Annotated in this window: 18 protein-coding genes; 14 read left to right on the forward strand and 4 right to left on the reverse strand. The window is 67.6% G+C overall.

The features are described 5' to 3' along the window. Positions 1-38: 38 nt before the first annotated feature. Together IBL26_RS02145 and IBL26_RS02150 are read left to right on the forward strand one after the other, a co-directional pair. Positions 39-1,811 carry an AI-2E family transporter gene (locus tag IBL26_RS02145; protein WP_187782789.1) on the forward strand — a complete coding sequence of 591 codons (1,773 nt, stop codon included), beginning with the start codon at positions 39-41 and terminating at the stop codon, positions 1,809-1,811. A 13-nt stretch (positions 1,812-1,824) separates the two neighbouring features. Then, positions 1,825-2,340 (forward strand): metallophosphoesterase, encoded by a 516-nt coding sequence (locus IBL26_RS02150; protein ID WP_367615350.1) that lies wholly within the window; start codon positions 1,825-1,827, stop codon positions 2,338-2,340. 44 nt (positions 2,341-2,384) lie between these two features. On the opposite strand, the gene IBL26_RS02155 is transcribed toward IBL26_RS02150, so the two are convergent. Further along, positions 2,385-3,092 carry a GntR family transcriptional regulator gene (locus IBL26_RS02155; protein ID WP_187782791.1) on the reverse strand — a complete coding sequence of 236 codons (708 nt, stop codon included), beginning with the start codon at positions 3,090-3,092 and terminating at the stop codon, positions 2,385-2,387. A 107-nt stretch (positions 3,093-3,199) separates the two neighbouring features. On the opposite strand from IBL26_RS02155, the gene IBL26_RS02160 reads away from it, so the two are divergent. From IBL26_RS02160 to IBL26_RS02215, 12 genes are all read left to right on the forward strand, one after another. Further along, positions 3,200-4,063 carry a fumarylacetoacetate hydrolase family protein gene (locus IBL26_RS02160; protein WP_187782792.1) on the forward strand — a complete coding sequence of 288 codons (864 nt, stop codon included), beginning with the start codon at positions 3,200-3,202 and terminating at the stop codon, positions 4,061-4,063. 82 nt (positions 4,064-4,145) lie between these two features. Beyond that, on the forward strand, positions 4,146-4,808 hold the full coding sequence (locus IBL26_RS02165; RefSeq protein ID WP_187782793.1) for a polysaccharide deacetylase family protein: 663 nt from the start codon (positions 4,146-4,148) through the stop codon (positions 4,806-4,808). Beyond that, a complete protein-coding gene (locus tag IBL26_RS02170; protein WP_187782794.1) occupies positions 4,805-5,788 on the forward strand; it encodes a Bug family tripartite tricarboxylate transporter substrate binding protein in 984 nt (327 codons plus the stop codon). The genes IBL26_RS02165 and IBL26_RS02170 overlap by 4 nt, the downstream gene beginning before the upstream one ends. Before the next feature lie 62 nt (positions 5,789-5,850). Next, the gene (locus tag IBL26_RS02175; RefSeq protein ID WP_187782795.1) at positions 5,851-6,756 is read left to right on the forward strand and encodes a dioxygenase family protein; all 906 of its coding nucleotides are present in this window, start codon (positions 5,851-5,853) and stop codon (positions 6,754-6,756) included. A gap of 113 nt (positions 6,757-6,869) precedes the next feature. Further along, positions 6,870-8,135, forward strand: coding sequence for an amino acid ABC transporter substrate-binding protein (locus IBL26_RS02180; RefSeq protein WP_187782796.1), 1,266 nt, complete (start codon positions 6,870-6,872; stop codon positions 8,133-8,135). Further along, positions 8,135-9,016: a branched-chain amino acid ABC transporter permease gene (locus IBL26_RS02185; protein ID WP_187782797.1), complete on the forward strand. Its 882-nt coding sequence runs from the start codon at positions 8,135-8,137 to the stop codon at positions 9,014-9,016. The genes IBL26_RS02180 and IBL26_RS02185 overlap by 1 nt, the downstream gene beginning before the upstream one ends. Then, complete coding sequence (locus tag IBL26_RS02190) at positions 9,013-9,996, forward strand: branched-chain amino acid ABC transporter permease (RefSeq protein ID WP_187782798.1); 984 nt, start codon at positions 9,013-9,015, stop codon at positions 9,994-9,996. Before IBL26_RS02185 ends, IBL26_RS02190 begins: the two co-directional genes overlap by 4 nt. After that, positions 9,993-10,706: an ABC transporter ATP-binding protein gene (locus IBL26_RS02195; RefSeq protein WP_187782799.1), complete on the forward strand. Its 714-nt coding sequence runs from the start codon at positions 9,993-9,995 to the stop codon at positions 10,704-10,706. Before IBL26_RS02190 ends, IBL26_RS02195 begins: the two co-directional genes overlap by 4 nt. Then, positions 10,696-11,427 (forward strand): ABC transporter ATP-binding protein, encoded by a 732-nt coding sequence (locus IBL26_RS02200; RefSeq protein ID WP_206684122.1) that lies wholly within the window; start codon positions 10,696-10,698, stop codon positions 11,425-11,427. The genes IBL26_RS02195 and IBL26_RS02200 overlap by 11 nt, the downstream gene beginning before the upstream one ends. Before the next feature lie 2 nt (positions 11,428-11,429). Further along, a complete protein-coding gene (locus tag IBL26_RS02205; protein ID WP_187782801.1) occupies positions 11,430-12,320 on the forward strand; it encodes an NAD(P)-dependent oxidoreductase in 891 nt (296 codons plus the stop codon). A 10-nt stretch (positions 12,321-12,330) separates the two neighbouring features. Then, on the forward strand, positions 12,331-12,702 hold the full coding sequence (locus IBL26_RS02210; protein ID WP_241748888.1) for a nuclear transport factor 2 family protein: 372 nt from the start codon (positions 12,331-12,333) through the stop codon (positions 12,700-12,702). Positions 12,703-12,713: 11 nt separating this feature from the next. Next, positions 12,714-13,748, forward strand: a complete 1,035-nt coding sequence (locus tag IBL26_RS02215) for a uroporphyrinogen decarboxylase/cobalamine-independent methonine synthase family protein (protein ID WP_187782803.1) — start codon at positions 12,714-12,716, stop codon at positions 13,746-13,748. Between the two features lie 105 nt (positions 13,749-13,853). Here the strand turns inward: IBL26_RS02215 and IBL26_RS02220 are convergent, their stop codons facing one another. The 3 genes from IBL26_RS02220 to IBL26_RS02230 are packed head-to-tail and all read right to left on the reverse strand — an operon-like array spanning position 13,854 to position 15,650. Then, the gene (locus tag IBL26_RS02220) at positions 13,854-14,387 is read right to left on the reverse strand and encodes a methylated-DNA--[protein]-cysteine S-methyltransferase (protein ID WP_187782804.1); all 534 of its coding nucleotides are present in this window, start codon (positions 14,385-14,387) and stop codon (positions 13,854-13,856) included. Continuing rightward, positions 14,384-15,031 carry a DNA oxidative demethylase AlkB gene (alkB, locus tag IBL26_RS02225; RefSeq protein WP_187782805.1) on the reverse strand — a complete coding sequence of 216 codons (648 nt, stop codon included), beginning with the start codon at positions 15,029-15,031 and terminating at the stop codon, positions 14,384-14,386. Before alkB ends, IBL26_RS02220 begins: the two co-directional genes overlap by 4 nt. After that, a complete protein-coding gene (locus tag IBL26_RS02230) occupies positions 15,018-15,650 on the reverse strand; it encodes a 2OG-Fe(II) oxygenase (RefSeq protein WP_367615351.1) in 633 nt (210 codons plus the stop codon). The genes alkB and IBL26_RS02230 overlap by 14 nt, the downstream gene beginning before the upstream one ends. Between the last annotated feature and the right edge of the window lie 57 nt (positions 15,651-15,707).

The following is a 15,707-nucleotide window of genomic DNA, read 5'->3' on the forward strand; positions in this document are numbered from 1 at the left end:
GGCGCGTTAAGCTGCTTCCCGGATAGAGAGGGCCTTCCATGGCCGGCGATACCATCCCCCCTTCGGCCCCTGCCGCCGAATTGCCCTCCCTGCGCGTTCTGAACGCCATTTTCGGGCTGTTGGCCGCGGCATTCAGCATTGCCGCGCTGGCATTGGGGCGCGACCTGATCGTGCCGCTGGTGCTGGCGGTGCTGCTGGCCTTCGTTCTGGCGCCTATCGTCGTGGGGTTGCGGCGGCTGATGGTGCCGCAGGTCATCGCGGTGGTGCTGGCTGTGCTGGTGGCGGCGGCCGCGATCCTCGGCCTCGGCGTCGTCATGGGCCGGCAGGCGGGGCGGCTGGCGGTGGACCTGCCTGCCTACCAGCAGATCATGGCGCAGAAGCTGCAATCGCTGCGGTTGGGCGAGTTGATGGAGGAAGCGGACTCCGCCCTGCGCAATCTGCGGCAGATGATGGGCGATGGCATCGCCGGGCGCGCCGCGCCGGCGCAGGCGACATCCCTGCCCCCGCCAGCAACCGCCGTGCCGGCCAGCGACGGCGCCACGCCGCTCGATGTCATTCGCAGCCTGGCGGGACCGGTGCTGGGGCCGGTGGCCACGGCCGGCATCGTCATCCTGTTCGCCATCATCATCCTGATCTACCGGGAGGATCTGCGGGACCGGCTGATCCGGCTGGCTGGAAGCAGCGACCTGCACCGAACGACGGTGGCGCTGGACGATGCGGCGCGCCGCCTCTCCCGCCTCTTCCTGGCGCAGGTGGCGTTGAATTCGTTGATGGGGCTGGTACTGGGTTTGGCCATGTGGGGCATCGGCCTGCCCAGCCCGGCGCTGTGGGGCATCCTGGCGGGTCTGATGCGCTTCGTGCCGTTCATCGGCACCTTCATCGCGCTGGTGCCGCCGTTGCTGCTGGCGGTGGCGGTCGACCCCGGCTGGTCCATGGCGCTGTGGGTGCTGGTGCTGTTCCTGGTGGCAGAGCCGCTGGTGGTGCAGGTGGTGGAGCCCGCCGTCTATGGCCACAGCACCGGCCTGTCGCCTGTGGCGGTGATCGTAGCGGCGACATTCTGGACGTTCCTCTGGGGCCCGATCGGCCTGCTGCTGGCCACGCCGCTGACCGTGTGCTTGGTGGTGGTGGGACGCCATGCGCCGCGGCTGGCATTCCTGGACGTGATGCTGGGCGACCGGCCGGCGCTGGCCCCGCATGAGGCGTTCTACCAACGTGCCCTGCAGCGTGATGGGCGGGAACTCTCCCGCCAGGCGCGCCGCCTGCTGCGGCCACGGAATGCGCTGGCCAGCTACTATGACACGGTCGGGCTGCCGGCCCTGGCGCTGGCGGACCAGGATTGGTCGCGCGAGGTGCTGGCGTCTGAGCGGCTGGACGATGTGCGGAGCGAGGTTTCCATCTTGCTCGGCAACCTCGCGCCTGCCGAGGCCAAGGGCGGCGTGCAGGTGATCTGCGCCGCCGGGCGGGGCCCGTTGGATGATCTGGCCGCCGAGATGGCGGCACAGGCGCTGCAGGCGGACGGTATCGGGACCCTGGTATTGGCCGAGGGTGCCGCGCCCGCCGAAGGGATCGCGCCCTGGCTGTGTTGCCTGTCGGCGTTGGAGGAAGGCAACACGGCGGATGGCGTCCGCTACCTGGTCCGCCGGCTGCAGCGGCAGATGCCGGAGGCCCGCGTGGTGGTCGGGCTCTGGCAGGCGCAGGCGGATAGCCCGCTGCTGGCGGAACTGCGGCAGGATGCGACAGGCGAGACCATCGTCACTTCGCTCAGCGAGTTGGCCGCGCTGTCCCGCGCCCGGCCGGCCGTACAGGGCTAGTTGCGCAGTGGCCGTGTGGTTCACCGCTGACACCCATTTCGGCCATGCGGGTGCCCGTGCGCTGTACCGGCGTCCATTCGCCTCGGTGGCGGAGATGGACCGGGGGATGGTGGAGCGTTGGAACGCGACGGTGGGGCCGGAGGATGAGGTCTGGCACCTGGGTGACTTCGCGCTTGGCATGTCAGGCGCGGCGTCGGCGGCGTTGCTGGATGCCTTGCCCGGCCGGAAGCGCCTGATCCTCGGCAACAACGACCCGCCGGTGACGGCGGAGCTGCCGGGATGGGCCAGCGTCGGGCACTATGCGGAGATCAGCGTGGAGGGCGTGGGGCTGGTGCTCTGCCACTACGCCTTCCGAAGCTGGAACCGGATGGGCAAGGGCTGGTGGAACCTGCACGGCCACAGCCACGGCCGCCTGAGACCCCTGCCACGGCAGGCGGATGTCGGCGTCGACGCCTGGGAGTTCCGGCCGGTGTGCATCGCAGAGATCACGGCGAAGCGCCGAAGCCGCTCCGTTACCGCACCCGGCTAGAGCATTTCACTCCATCAGACGATTCAACTTGATGGGGATCTGCTCTAGCCGGACAAGGCTTCCGCGTGATGCAGCCGGTTCATCTCGGCACCGACGAACTGGCCTGTCCGCTCATAGTGCTGGGCCAGGAGGGTGCAGGCTTTGTCGGCATCCCGGCTGAGCGCGGCGCGGGCGATCTCCGCGTGCTCGATGGCGACGTCGCGGTCCGGGTAGGCGCGGGTATTGGCCAGCGCGCGGTATCGCCCGGCCTCTTCCCGCAGCCGTTCGCAGAAGGACAGCAGCGCGGGCGCGTCGCAGGCTGCCAGCAAGGCCTGGTGGAAGCCCAGGTGGCAGACTTCCCATTCCGGATTAGCCAGGAAGCGCTGCGGGTTGAGGGAGCGGGCGACGCGGTTCAACCGGTGCTCTGCCAGCACCAGGGCCTCTTCCCAGTTCTGGTCGCCACGGTGGATCGCGTCGCGCAGCGCGGCGCCTTCGGCCAGCACGCGGCTGCGGATCAGCCCGGCCAGTTGGCAGGGCCGCGCCTCGGCGACGCGGAAGCCGCGATGCTCCAGGCGTTCCGCCAGTCCTTCCGCCGCCAGCTTGGACAGGGCTTCCCGCATGGGCGACGCCCCGGCGCCATATTGCCCGGCAAGATCCCGCAGCTTCAGCTTCAGCCCTGGGGGGAGCTTTCCGGCCAGGATGTCTTCCCGCAAACGGCGGTGGACGGACGTGGCCAGGGTCAGGTCACTCTCCGTGGCATCGATCGGCTGCATGGGCCTCCAGCTTCACTGCGTCACCACGTCCTTTTATCGACGATTCTGGTTGACGGCGATAGAATTTCGATAAAACGTTCGGGTAAGCAAAGAGGGAGGAGCGTCGTATGCGGCTTGTCGCATTCGAGCAGGATGGGCGCGCGGTTCTGGGCGCCAAGGTCGGCAACGATGTCGTCGCCCTTGAGGAGGTCGTGCCTGGCCTGCCGCAGGACGTGAATCTGGCGCTGGGCGCGCTCGGCCTGCCTGGCTCGGCGGCGGAGCTGCAGGCCAAGCTCTCCGGGGGCACGAAGCGTCCGCTCGGATCGCTCAAGCTGCTGCCGGTGGTGCCGCGCCCGGGCAAGGTGATCTGCATTGGCCTGAACTATGTCGAGCACGCGAAGGAGGGGAACAACCCGATCCCCGACTATCCCGCCGTGTTCTTCCGTGGCGCCACGTCGCTCGCCGCGCCGGGCGAAGCGCTGCTGCGCCCGAAGGCGTCGGAGAAGTTCGATTACGAGGCCGAGCTGGTTATCGTCATCGGGCAGCGGGCCCGGCACCTGACGGAGGCGAATGCCCTCTCCTGCGTCGCTGGCTATACCTGCATGAACGAAGGTTCGATTCGGGATTACCAGCGCAAGTCCACGCAATGGACCATGGGCAAGAATTTCGACCGCACCGGCGGTCTGGGGCCGGAGATCGTGACGCCGGACGAGATCCCGCAGGGGCCGAATGCGCTCCGCATCACGTCCCGCATCAACGGGCAGGTCATGCAGGACAGCAACACCTCCGACATGATTTTCTCTGTGCCCCGCATCCTGGCCATCCTGACCGAGGCAATGACGCTGGAGCCAGGGGACATCATTGCCACCGGCACGCCGAGCGGCGTCGGCTATCCGCGCAAGCCGCCGGTGTTCATGAAGGCCGGGGACACCGCCGAGATCGAGATCGAGGGCATCGGCATCCTGTCCAACCCGGTTCAGGACGAGGCCTGATCCGGGCAGGGGAAGGAACGGTCATGGCATCGCCCCCAGTTGCAGCCAGCTTTTGCCGCCGGCAACGGGCGTTGGACGCGCCATGACCACCGTCACCCTCTCCTTCGACAACGGGCCGGAGCCGGAGGTGACGCCGGGGGTGCTGGATGTCCTGCGCGCCCACCGGCTGCAGGCGACGTTCTTCGTCCTGGGCCACAAGCTGGCGGCGCACCGCATGATCGCGGAGCGTGCCAGGGACGAGGGGCACTGGATCGGCAACCACACCTGGTCCCATGCCGGTCCGTTGGGGCCGGTGACGGCCGAGGTGGCGGAGGCTGAGATCGGCCGGACGCAGAAGCTGATCGGCGACCTCGCGCATCCGGACAGGCTGTTCCGCCCGCAGGGCGGCGGCGGGGCATTAGGCCGGCACCTGCTGAACGGTGCCGCGCTGCGCTTGTTGGAACGCGAACGTTATAGCTGCATCCTGTGGAATGCCGTACCCGGCGACTTCCAGGACCCGGACGGCTGGGTGGACCGTGCCCTGGCCATGTGCGTCGGGCGGGCCGTGCTGGTGCTGCACGACCTGCCCAATGGCGCGATGCGGCACCTGGACCGCTTCCTTGGCCTGCTGGCCGATCGCGGCACGCAGTTCCAGCAGAGCTTCCCGGATGAGTGCGTGCTGCTGCGCCGCGGCCAGGCCACGCGGCCCATCGCCGATTACGTGACCGAAGAACGGAACCCGACCACGGCAGGAGCTGTCCCATGACGCGCTGGTCTCGTCGCACCGTGCTGGGTGGGTTGGCCGCAACGGCGCTGGCGCACCCCGCCCTGGCGCAGAGCGCCGCGCGCGGCGCCTGGCCGAACCGGCCGATCCGCCTGATCGTGCCCTTCGCGGCCGGCACGACGACCGATATCCTCGGCCGAATCCTGGCCGAGGCCCTGGCGCGGGAAGCCGGGCAGCCCGTGGTCGTGGATAACCGCGCCGGCGCGGGCGGCAATGTCGGCTCCCAGGCCGTGGCGCAGGCGGCGCCGGATGGATACACACTGTTGCTGGCGACCAACGGCACGCATGGCATCAATGTCAGCCTGTTTCCCGATCTGGGCTTCGACCCGGTGCGCGACTTCACGCCGATCGCCCCGTTCGTCACGACGCCCACGGTGCTGGGGGTGCCGCCCTCGCTCGGCGTGTCCTCGGTGGCAGAGCTGCTGGCCCTGGGGCGCAGCCGGCCGCTGACCTTTGCATCGGCCGGCAACGGCACCACCGGGCATCTTTCCCAGGCGCTGCTGAACCTTCGCACCGGGCTGAAGACGGACCATGTGCCCTATCGCAACGCCGGGCAGGGCATCACCGACCTGCTGGCTGGGCGGGTCGATGCCATGTTCTACCATCCGCTGGGACTGAAGCCCTATCTGGAGGCGGGAACGTTGAAGGCGCTGGCGGTGACGTCCGCGCGCCGGGTCTCCAGCCTGCCGGACACGCCGACCATCCAGGAAGCCGGCATCGACGATTTCGTCGTGGAAGGGTTGTGGAACCTGTTCGGCCCCGCCGGCATGCCGGCCGAGATCGTGGTGCGGCTGAACCGGGCGACCAATGCCTTGCTGGCGAACCCGGCATCACTGGCCAATTTACGTATGCAGGGCGTGGAGCCGACCGGCGGCACGCCGGAGAACCTGGCGGACGTCACCCGCGCCGAGATCGCCAAGTGGCGCCCTATCATCGCGGCCGCCGGAATCAAGCCTGACTAGCCGAACATGCGCGTACCGAGGGCAGGCCATGGAGACCGGCCCCGGTTTGGAGGATGACAAGAATGGCTGACCTGGACCAGAACACCGTCACCGAGGCGGTGATCGCGCAGATGGCCTCCACCCCCGATCCGCGCCTGCGGGAGGTGATGGCGAGCCTGGTACGCCACCTGCACGACTTCGCGCGCGAGGTGAAGCTGACGCCGGAGGAGTGGCTGGGCGCCATCGGCTTCCTGACGCGCGTCGGGCAGACCTGCACGCCGTACCGGCAAGAGTTCATCCTGCTTTCCGACACGCTCGGCCTTTCCCGGCTCGTCAACCTGATGGACGACCAGGCCAACCGCGTGGGCGAGGCGACCGAGACCAGCCTGCTCGGCCCGTTCTACCGGGAAGCCTCGCCGCAATTCGGCTATGGCGAGAGCATCGCCGTGCACGCCAAGGGGCCGGAGATGATGCTGTTCGGCCAGGTCGTCAACGAGCAGGGCGAAGGCGTGCCGGACGCGATCGTCGAGATCTGGTCGACTGACGCGGATGGTGCCTACGACCTGCAGGCGAACGACCCATCCACCATGGACATGCGCGGCCAGTTCCGCACCGATGCCGAAGGCCGCTACGCCATTCGTACGCTGATCCCCCTGGGATACTCGATCCCGATGGACGGGCCGGTGGGTGACATGGTCCGCGCCCAGCAGCGGCACGGCTTCCGCCCCGCTCATATCCACATGCTCATCGGTGCCGAAGGGTACCGGGAGTTGGTGACCGCGCTCTACCTTGGCGATGACCCGAATATCGGCTCCGACACCGTGTTCGGCGTGTCGGAATCCCTCGTGGTGCAGCCGCGCCTGGGGCTGGAGCAGGCGCCGGACCCAGCGCTGCCAAGCGTGCGCTACGATTTCCGCGTCGCCCGCCGTGCCGCCCATGACAAGGGTGGCCGCGTCGGCGCCGATCCTTCGAAGGTAGCGGCCGACTAGAGCGTGATCGCCGCCCGTCGGATCAACCGACGGCGTGAACCACGCGGATAGACCAGACACAGCCGACACGGCCAGAGGGCAAAGAACCCCGGCCAAACAGGGAGGATGAGTGCATGGAAGGCTTGAGCAGACGCGGCCTTGGCCACGCGGCACTGGCGGCGGCCATCACCGTGCCGGCCATGGCGAAGGCGCAGACGGCGGCCTCCGGCCCGCCGATCCGGATTGGCTATTCGATGTCGCTCTCCGGGGGCTTGGCGGGCAATGGCCGCCCTGCCCTGCTGGCGCACCGGATCTGGGCGGAGGACGTCAACGCCAAGGGCGGCCTGCTTGGCCGGCCGGTGCAGTTGGTGCATTACGATGACCAGAGCACGGGCGCGCAGGTTCCCGGCATCTACACCAAGCTGATCGACGTCGATAAGGTCGATCTCGTCATCTCCGGCTATGCGACCGCGATCATCGCGCCCGCCATGCCCGTGGTGATGCAGAGGCAGATGGCGTTCGTCTCGCTGTTCGGCACCGGCGTGAATGCCGACTTCAAGTACGACCGCTATTTCTCCATCAACCCGGCGGGCTCGCAGGTGAAGGAGACCTTCGCGAAGGGCTTCTTCGACATCGCCATGGCGATGGACCCGAAGCCCCGCAGCATCGCGCTCGTGAACCTGGACAGCGACTTTCACCAGCGCACGGCGGAGAGCGCCCGTTTCCTGGCCAAGGAACACAAGCTGCGCGTGGTGTATGACCGCGCCTACCCGCCCAGTACCGTCGATTTCTCTCCTATCATCCGCTCCGTGCAGGCGGCGCGGCCAGATATCGTCTTTGTCGGCTCCTACCCGCCCGATACGGCCGGCATGCTGCGGGCGGCCAGCGAGCTGCGGGCGAACTTCGCCTTGTTCGGCGGGCCGATGATCGGGCCGCACATCACCGCGCAGAAGCTGCAGTTGGGGCCGATCCTGAATAATTTGGTGGTCTGGGACGTCTATGCACCGGAGCCCACCTTGCAGTTCCCGGGTACGCAGGCGCTGATCGAGCGCTACCAGCCACTGGCGGCGAAGGAAAACACCGACGCGCTGGGGCATTACGTGCCACCGCTGGCTTACGCGCAGATGCAGGTGCTGGAGCAGGCGGTGAAGCGCGTCGGCCGTATCGACCAGGCCGCCCTGGCCGCCGACATGCATGCCAACAGCTTCGATACCGTCATCGGCCCGCTGCGGTTCGATGCGCTGGGCGAGTGGGCAGAAGAGCGCAACCTCTACACGCAGTACCAGGGCATCCAAGGCAACGGCATCGAGCAGTTCCGCAAGGCCGGGACACAGGTGATTCTGTACCCGCCGCGCTACAAGTCCGGCGACCTGCGCACGCCCTACACCGCGGGGGCGTGATGGACCCGGATCTGGCCCTACTGCTGAACGGCGTCGTCTCCGGCCTGTTGCTCGGTGGCCTGTACGCGGCAGCGGCAGCGGGGCTCTCCATTTCCTTCGGCATGCTGGATGTGGTCAATATCGCGCATCCGGCCTTCATGGTGTTGGGTGCACTAATCGTCGCGCTGCTTTGGGCAGCCACGGGCCTGGACCCGCTGCTGCTTTCCATCCTGCTGGCGCCGGCGTTCTGGGCGCTAGGTGCCGGCCTCTATGTGATCTACCACCATTTCTTCGAACGTCGCGGCGACGAGGCCATCCAGGGCCTCGCCTTCTTCTTCGGCGTGATGTTCATCGTCGAGGTTGGGTTGGTCCTGGCCGTTGGGCCCGAACAGCATTTCGTGGACGCCGCCTACGCCGCGACGACCTGGCGGCTCGGCGAGATCGATGTGCCGCTGCGCATGCTGGTTCCGGCGACCGTCGCGTTGGCGGCCATCGGGGCGTTGGCCTTGTTTCTGCGCCACAGCTTCACCGGCCGCGCCATCGCCGCCGTGGCACAGGACCGGGATGCGTTGCGCCTGCTGGCGATCGATCCGATCCGCATCAAGCGCCTGGCATTCGGCATTTCGCTCGCCTTCGCCGGCCTGGCAGGCGGGGCGCTGGTTGTAGTGCAGCCGGTGGATGCGTGGTCGGGGCATGTCTTCATCGGCCGTGTCTTCGCCATCGTCATCATGGGCGGGCTGTCATCGCTGGGCGGCTGTGTATTGGCGGCCCTGGCGTTTGGCGTGGTGGAGAATGTGACCGCCAGCTTCTTCGGCCCGTCATGGTCCCCCGCCGTCGCCTTTGGCTGCTTGCTCTTGGTGCTGGCGGTCCGGCCGCAGGGCCTGTTCGGGAGGATGGCATGAGCGATGCCATCATTCCCGCCCTGCCCAGGCCCGCGCCACCCAGACGGCTCGGCCATGCGGGGTTCTGGCTGGCGGCGGCTGCCGCGGCGGCGATCCTGATCCTGGCGCTGCGCGGCATGGGCAGCGAGTATGCCTACTTCGCCGCGACCTTCGTGCTGCAATATGTTGTATTGGCAACGGCCTGGAATATTCTGGGCGGATATGCGGGATATGTGAATTTCGGGGCCGCGGCCTTCTTCGCTGCCGGCGCCTATACCACGGTTGCCGTTGGCAAGGCCTTCGGGCTCGGCCTGCTGCCTTGCATCGGCATCGCGGCGATGGTCGGCGGTGCGCTGGGCCTGGGTACGGGTATCCTGACGCTCCGGCTGCGCGGCGCGTATTTCGCCATCGCGACGCTGTGCCTGTCGGTGGTGCTGCAGACCTTCATCGTCAACTGGAGTTATGTCGGCGGCTCACGCGGCGCCTATATCCTGCGTCCGCGCGACGTCCCATTCGGCTTCGACAGCTATGGGGGCTATCTCTGTGCGGTCGTTTTGGTGCTGGCGGCGGCGGCGATCGCCATTGCGCGGAGCATCGAGGTTTCGCGGCTGGGCCTCGGCCTGGCGGCATTGCGGGATGACGAGGCAGCGGCCGAGGCCGCCGGTGTGCCGACGCTGCGGCTGAAGCTGATTGCCACCAGTATCAGTGGCGCGATGATGGCGGTCGCGGGCGCCCCACTGCCTTACCTCGGCTCCTATATCGAGCCCACATCGGCCTTCGGGCTTTCCTATGCGGTGAATGCCATCGCCATGCCCTTGATTGGCGGGACAGCCAGTTGGGCGGGTCCGTTGATCGGCGCGGTCCTGCTGTCCTCTCTGCAGCAGGCGGCCACGGTGACGATCTCCTCCGCCGCCAACCTGTTGATTGTCGGTGTTGTGCTGGTGGTGTTTGTCTGCGTGGCACCGCGCGGGATCATTGGCCTATTCCGGAGGCGCCGATGAGCGACGTGGTCCTCCGCGCCCATGCCGTCGGCAAGCGCTTCGGTGGGTTCACCGCCTTGTCGGGGATCGACCTGGAAGTCCGGGCCGGCGAGCGTCTGGGGCTGATCGGGCCCAACGGGTCGGGGAAGAGTACCTTCACCAACTGTCTCGCTGGCGCCTTCCCCAGCCACGATGGCAGCTTCACCTTCAAGGATGCTCCCCTAGCCGGGTTGAAGCCGCACCAGCGGGCGCGGCAGGGACTGGCGCGCACCTTCCAGTTGCCGCGGCCCTTCCGGGGCCTGACGGTGGCGGAGAATGTCCGCGTTCCTCTCTCCTTCGGCGGGCGCGGCGCCGCGACAATGGAATCTGCGATGGCCTGCCTGGAATCCGTTGATCTGGCAGGCAAGGCGCACCGCATGCCGAAGGAGCTGACGCAGGTCGAGCTGCGGCGGCTGGAACTGGCGCGGGCCACGGCCTTGCAGCCGGAGTTGTTGATCGTCGACGAAGCCATGGCCGGCCTGTCCCACACGGAGGTCGACCAGATCCTGGCGCTGCTGTTCCGGCTGAATGAGGGCGGCACAACCATCATCATGATCGAGCATGTGATGCGTGCGGTGACCGAGTTCTCGCAGCGGCTGGCGGTACTGGTGGCAGGCCGGAAGATCGCGGATGGCCCGCCGGCGGACGTGCTGGCGCTGCCGGCGGTGGAGGAGGCGTATCTTGGCCGCTAGTCTGTCGATCCATGATATCGACGCCAGCTACGGGGCGGTGCGCGCGCTGGATGGCGTCTCGCTGGAGGTGAATACCGGAGAGACGGTGGCGCTGCTGGGCACCAACGGCAATGGCAAGACCACCCTGATGCGCTGCATCCTCGGCCTGCTGCGGCCGAGCAGCGGACGGATCGTCGTGACGATCGATGGTGTCTCGACCGACCTGGTAGGCCTGCCCGCCGAGGCGATCGTCGATCTTGGCATCGCGCTGGTGCCGGAAGGGCGGCGATTGTTTCCACGCCTATCGGTGGAGGAGAATCTGCTGCTGGGCGCCTATCGCAGCGCGGCCCGGGCCAGCATCTCGCGCAACCTGGAGTTCTGCTACGGCGCCTTTCCCAGACTGAAGGAGCGGCGCAAGCAGCCGGTGGGCAGCATGAGCGGCGGCGAGCAGCAGATGGTGGCCCTTGGCAGGGCCGTGATGTGCGCACCGAAGATCTTGTTGATCGACGAGCCCTCCGTCGGCCTCGCGCCGATCCTGGTAGCCCGCACTATCGAGAAGATCGCGGAGCTGAAGGAGAAGCTGGGCCTGACGGTGCTGATGGCCGAGCAGAACTTCCACCAGGCCATTCGCATAGCCGACCGTGGCTACGTGCTGGTGCACGGGCGCGTGGAGTTCTGCGGAGACTCTCCGGCTGCGCTGGGCGATAGCGATCTTGTCCGTAAATTCTATCTGGGACTCTAGCCATGGCCGCGCTGCAAGGATGGACGCTGGGCTGGATCGGTGCCGGCCGCATGGGGACGCCGCTGTGCCGGCGGCTACTGGCAGCCGGCGCAACAATGTGGGTCACGGATACCGACCCCGCGCGCGTGGAGGCACTGGCCAAGGAAGGTGCGAACGCAGCCGCCACGGCCGCTGCGGTGGCAGAGCAAGCCGCCATCATTCTCTCCATGGTACCGAATGATCTCGCACTCCTGGCCGTCGCCCGCGATGTGGCGGAGACGATCCGCCCTGGCCAGGTCTTCATCGACCTCAGCACGGTTTCTCCCGCCGCATCGGCGAGAGTTGCCGAGTTGATGGCCGCGCGTGGGGCCGACTACCTGCGCTGCCCGGTTTCCGGCAGCACCAGCACGGCGGCGACGGGGAACCTGACGTTGTTCCTCTCCGGCCCAGACGCCGCGATGGACCGGTGCGAAGCGCTGCTGGCCGTGCTGGGCCGGGAGGTGTTGCGCTGTGGTGCCGGCGAGGAAGCCAGGGCGGTCAAGCTGATGGTCAACCTCGTGGTCGCGCTGACGCCCGCCATCATCGGCGAGGCATTGGCCTTTGGCGGGCGGTTGGGGCTGGAATGGGATGCCATGCTTGATGCGCTGTCGCGCAGCGTCGCCGGTTCGCCGCTGCTGGCCTACAAGGTCGACATGCTGAAGGCGCGGGATTGGACGCCGGCGGCCGATGTCGACCTCGTCGCCAAGGATGTCGACCTGGCCCTGGCCGTGGGGTTGCGGGAAGGCGCACCGATGCCATTCTCGGCCCTCGCCCGCCAGTTCGCCGCCGCCTACCAGACGAGTGGCGAGGGTGGGTTGGATTTCTTCCGTGTCGCCACCTGGCCCGAGCGGCTGCTGGCCAACAATCCCCGCTGAGGACATGATGATGCAGGACGAGATCAGGGCACTCGAAGCGCGGCGCTATGCCGCCATGAAGGCCGGCGATACCGCGGCGCTAGGGGCGTTGCTCTCCGCGCAGTTGGTCTACTCGCATTCGGATGCCACGCAGGATTCGGCTGAAAGCTACTTGGCCACACTGACCGATGGCAGCCTGCGCTACCATGACATTCGGTTCGAGACAAAGAGCGTGGTCGCGGCGGGCCCGGACGCGGCCGTCGCCCTCGGCACCATGAGCGCCGACATCACGCGGAACGGCGCCGACAAGAGCATCGCCGCGATGACCTGCGCGGTCTGGGCACGGGAGGCCGGCACGTGGCGGCTTCTGGCCTACCAGCCGACCGCAATGCCCCGGACATAGGACACCGACCGATGAGCGACATTCTCCTCCCCACCACCGTGGTCGGCAGCTACCCGCAGCCGGATTGGCTGGTCGACCGCAACGTCCTGGCGCAGAACCTGGTGCCGCGTGTGCGCATGAAGCAGATGTGGCGCGTCGCCGAAGATGCGCTGGAGCAGGCGCAGGACGACGCCACGCTGGTGGCGATCCGCGACATGGAGCGGGCCGGGATCGACATCGTGACCGATGGCGAGATCCGCCGCGAAAGCTACTCCAACCGCTTCGCCCTGGCGCTGGATGGCGTGGATGTAGACAACCCCGCCCGCACCATGGGCCGCGCCGGCAAGGAGACGCTGGTGCCCCGCGTCGTTGGCGCCATTCGCCGGAACCGGCCGGTGGAAGTCCGGGATGTCGAGTTCCTGGTCGCCAACACGGATAAGCGGACCAAGATCACCTTGCCTGGGCCGTTCACCTTGTCCCAGCAGGCTTCCGACGAATTCTACAAGGACGAGGAGGCATTGGCGATGGCCTATGCCGCCGCCGTGAACGAGGAAGCGAAGGATCTGCGCCGCGCGGGCGTCAACGTCATCCAGTTCGATGAGCCCTGGATGCAGGCGCGGCCGGATGCTGCCGCGCGCTTCGGGGTGAAAGCCCTGAACCGGGCCCTGGAAGGCCTGGATGGCGACACCGTGGTGCATCTCTGTTTCGGCTATGCCGCCGTGGTGAAGGACAAGCCCTCGGGGTATTCCTTCCTGCCGCAGCTGGCGGATTGCACGGCGGCGCAGATTTCCATTGAGGCCGCTCAGCCGAAGCTCGACCTCTCCGTGCTGGACGAGTTGCCCAACAAGACCATCATGCTGGGCGTTATCGACCTCGGCAGCGAGAGCGTGGAGACCGCGGAGATGGTGGCGGAACGTATCCGTGCCGGCCTGCGGCGGCTTCCGGCCGAACGGCTGGTCCTGGCGCCGGATTGCGGCATGAAGTACCTGCCCCGCCCCCGCGCCTTCGCCAAGTTGCAGGCGCTGGCTGCGGGTGCCGCGATCGTGCGGCGCGAGTTGCAGGGCTAGAGCAGATCGCCATCAGATGGAATCACCTGATGGCACGACGATGCTCTTCAAGGCAGCAAGCGAGAGCAATTGAAGTGAGCTTATGCGAACGGAAAATGCTCTTGCCTATGGTGGGCTGTTGGCCTGTACGGAGGCGGCTTCATGGGCCAGCAGCCATCGCTTGCGGTCCAGACCGCCGGCATAGCCGGTCAGGCTGCCGCTGCTGCCGACCAGGCGATGGCACGGCACGATGATGTTCAGCGGGTTGGCGGCGTTGGCGTGCCCGATGGCCCGGGCGTGCCGCAGCAGGCCGAGTTGCAGTCCGAAGGCGTGGTAGCTGGTTGGCTGGCCGGGCGGGATGGTGCGCAGCGCTTGCCAGACCCTCGCCTGGAAGGCGGTGCCGCCCGTCTGTATCGGCAATCCATCCAGCGCGCGGGTATGGCCGGCGAAATAGGCCTGGAAGGCGTCCTGGAACGCAGGGCTCGTCGCGCTGGCGGTGAGGGTGAAGGCCCCGCTGCCGTAATGCTGGCGGAGCAGCCTGGGCAGCCTCTCCCTGCCATCGGCCCATTCCGCAGCGCGCAACGCACCGGCCGCATCCACGATCAGCAGCAGGGTGCCGATGGGTGTCGGCACCTCCTGCTCCAGCAAGGCGAGGGTCATGCGGCGCGGCGGAACGTCATGTTGATGCGGTAGGCGCCCAGGCGGGGATGCTGCCCGTCCTTCAGCGGCATGACGCCGTGATAGGCCAGCCGGGCCTTGCCGCCCCAGACGGCGATGTCGCCGTGATGCAGTTGCACCCTATCCTGCGGGTCCGTCCGTTCCAGGCCACCGAACAGGAAGGTCGCCGGCAGGCCCAGGGAGACCGAGACGATCGGCGCGGAGAAATCCGCTTCGTTCTTATCCTGATGCAGGGACAGTTTCGACCCCGGCGCGTAGCGATTGATCAGGCAGGCATCCGGGCTGAAATCCTCGAAGCCGCCTGCCGCGGCAGCGCGCCGGGCCAGGTCCATGAAGACCGCGGGCATGGCCGGCCATGTATGGCCGGTTTCCGGGTCCTGGGACTGGTAGCGATAACCGCGCCGGTCACTGACCCAGCCATAGGTGCCGCAATTGGTCAGCGCGACGGACATGGTGAAGCCGCCGGGCGTGACCATGTGGCGGAAGGGCGCGGCCTGCGCGACTTGCTCGATACCGGCCAGCAATGCGTCTTCCTGAGGAAGCGCGAAGCCCTGCAACAGCGTCAGGCCCGGCGGTGGGCCGAATAACGGGCCGGCACCGCCGCTGTGCGTCTTAGCGCGCGTCATGGAAGATGATGCCCAAAGTGTGCCGGTGCCCGCTGCGCACCGTGCTGACCCCGTGGCGCATGTTCACGCGATAGCTGCCGCGCGTACCCTGTACCGGCCGGTGGTGTACCGCGAACGCCACAGCATCGCCGCGCCTCAGCGGTACCACCTCCGCCCGCGATTGCATGCGGGGGCGCTGTTCGGTCAGCACGAACTCGCCGCCGGTGAAGTCCTTTCCAGGCTCGGACAGCAGGATGGCGACCTGGATGGGAAAAGCGATATCGCCGTAAAGATCCTGGTGCAGGCAGTTGTAGTCGCCAGCGCCATATTGCAGCAGCAACGGCGTCGGCCTTTGCTGGCCGGCCTGATGGCACGTCTCCACGAAGGTCTGGTGCTCGGCCGGGTAGCGGGTTTCGATGCCCATCCGTTCGTTCCAGCCATTGGCCACCGGTGCCAGCCTTGCGTACAGGGCGGTCCGCAGCGTGCCGATCGGGTCCGGCAGCGGATAGCGGAAATACCGGTACTCGCCTTTGCCGAAGCCATGCCGGGCCATGATGATGTGGCTGCGGAAATGCGCTTCCTCGGCATACAGCGCGGCCAGGCGCCGGCATGTCGCGGCATCCAGCAGGTTCGGCAGCACGGCGGCACCTTGCCGCTCCAGCTGCGTCGCCGCCGCGGCCCAGTCGATGCTGCCGGC

The sequence above is a fragment of the Teichococcus aerophilus genome, assembly GCF_014490485.1.
GTDB classification, from domain to species: Bacteria; Pseudomonadota; Alphaproteobacteria; order Acetobacterales; family Acetobacteraceae; genus Pseudoroseomonas; species Pseudoroseomonas aerophila.

Excerpts from the sequence above, each read along its gene's own strand:
- IBL26_RS02155 (WP_187782791.1), bottom strand. The coding sequence starts at position 3,092 with ATGCAGCCGATCGATGCCACGGAGAGTGACCTGACCCTGGCCACGTCC.
- IBL26_RS02145 (WP_187782789.1), top strand. The coding sequence starts at position 39 with ATGGCCGGCGATACCATCCCCCCTTCGGCCCCTGCCGCCGAATTGCCC.
- IBL26_RS02210 (WP_241748888.1), top strand. The coding sequence starts at position 12,331 with ATGCAGGACGAGATCAGGGCACTCGAAGCGCGGCGCTATGCCGCCATG.
- IBL26_RS02205 (WP_187782801.1), top strand. The coding sequence starts at position 11,430 with ATGGCCGCGCTGCAAGGATGGACGCTGGGCTGGATCGGTGCCGGCCGC.
- IBL26_RS02175 (WP_187782795.1), top strand. The coding sequence starts at position 5,851 with ATGGCTGACCTGGACCAGAACACCGTCACCGAGGCGGTGATCGCGCAG.
- IBL26_RS02180 (WP_187782796.1), top strand. The coding sequence starts at position 6,870 with ATGGAAGGCTTGAGCAGACGCGGCCTTGGCCACGCGGCACTGGCGGCG.
- IBL26_RS02190 (WP_187782798.1), top strand. The coding sequence starts at position 9,013 with ATGAGCGATGCCATCATTCCCGCCCTGCCCAGGCCCGCGCCACCCAGA.
- alkB (WP_187782805.1), bottom strand. The coding sequence starts at position 15,031 with ATGACGCGCGCTAAGACGCACAGCGGCGGTGCCGGCCCGTTATTCGGC.
- IBL26_RS02165 (WP_187782793.1), top strand. The coding sequence starts at position 4,146 with ATGACCACCGTCACCCTCTCCTTCGACAACGGGCCGGAGCCGGAGGTG.
- IBL26_RS02215 (WP_187782803.1), top strand. The coding sequence starts at position 12,714 with ATGAGCGACATTCTCCTCCCCACCACCGTGGTCGGCAGCTACCCGCAG.
- IBL26_RS02170 (WP_187782794.1), top strand. The coding sequence starts at position 4,805 with ATGACGCGCTGGTCTCGTCGCACCGTGCTGGGTGGGTTGGCCGCAACG.
- IBL26_RS02185 (WP_187782797.1), top strand. The coding sequence starts at position 8,135 with ATGGACCCGGATCTGGCCCTACTGCTGAACGGCGTCGTCTCCGGCCTG.
- IBL26_RS02220 (WP_187782804.1), bottom strand. The coding sequence starts at position 14,387 with ATGACCCTCGCCTTGCTGGAGCAGGAGGTGCCGACACCCATCGGCACC.
- IBL26_RS02195 (WP_187782799.1), top strand. The coding sequence starts at position 9,993 with ATGAGCGACGTGGTCCTCCGCGCCCATGCCGTCGGCAAGCGCTTCGGT.
- IBL26_RS02160 (WP_187782792.1), top strand. The coding sequence starts at position 3,200 with ATGCGGCTTGTCGCATTCGAGCAGGATGGGCGCGCGGTTCTGGGCGCC.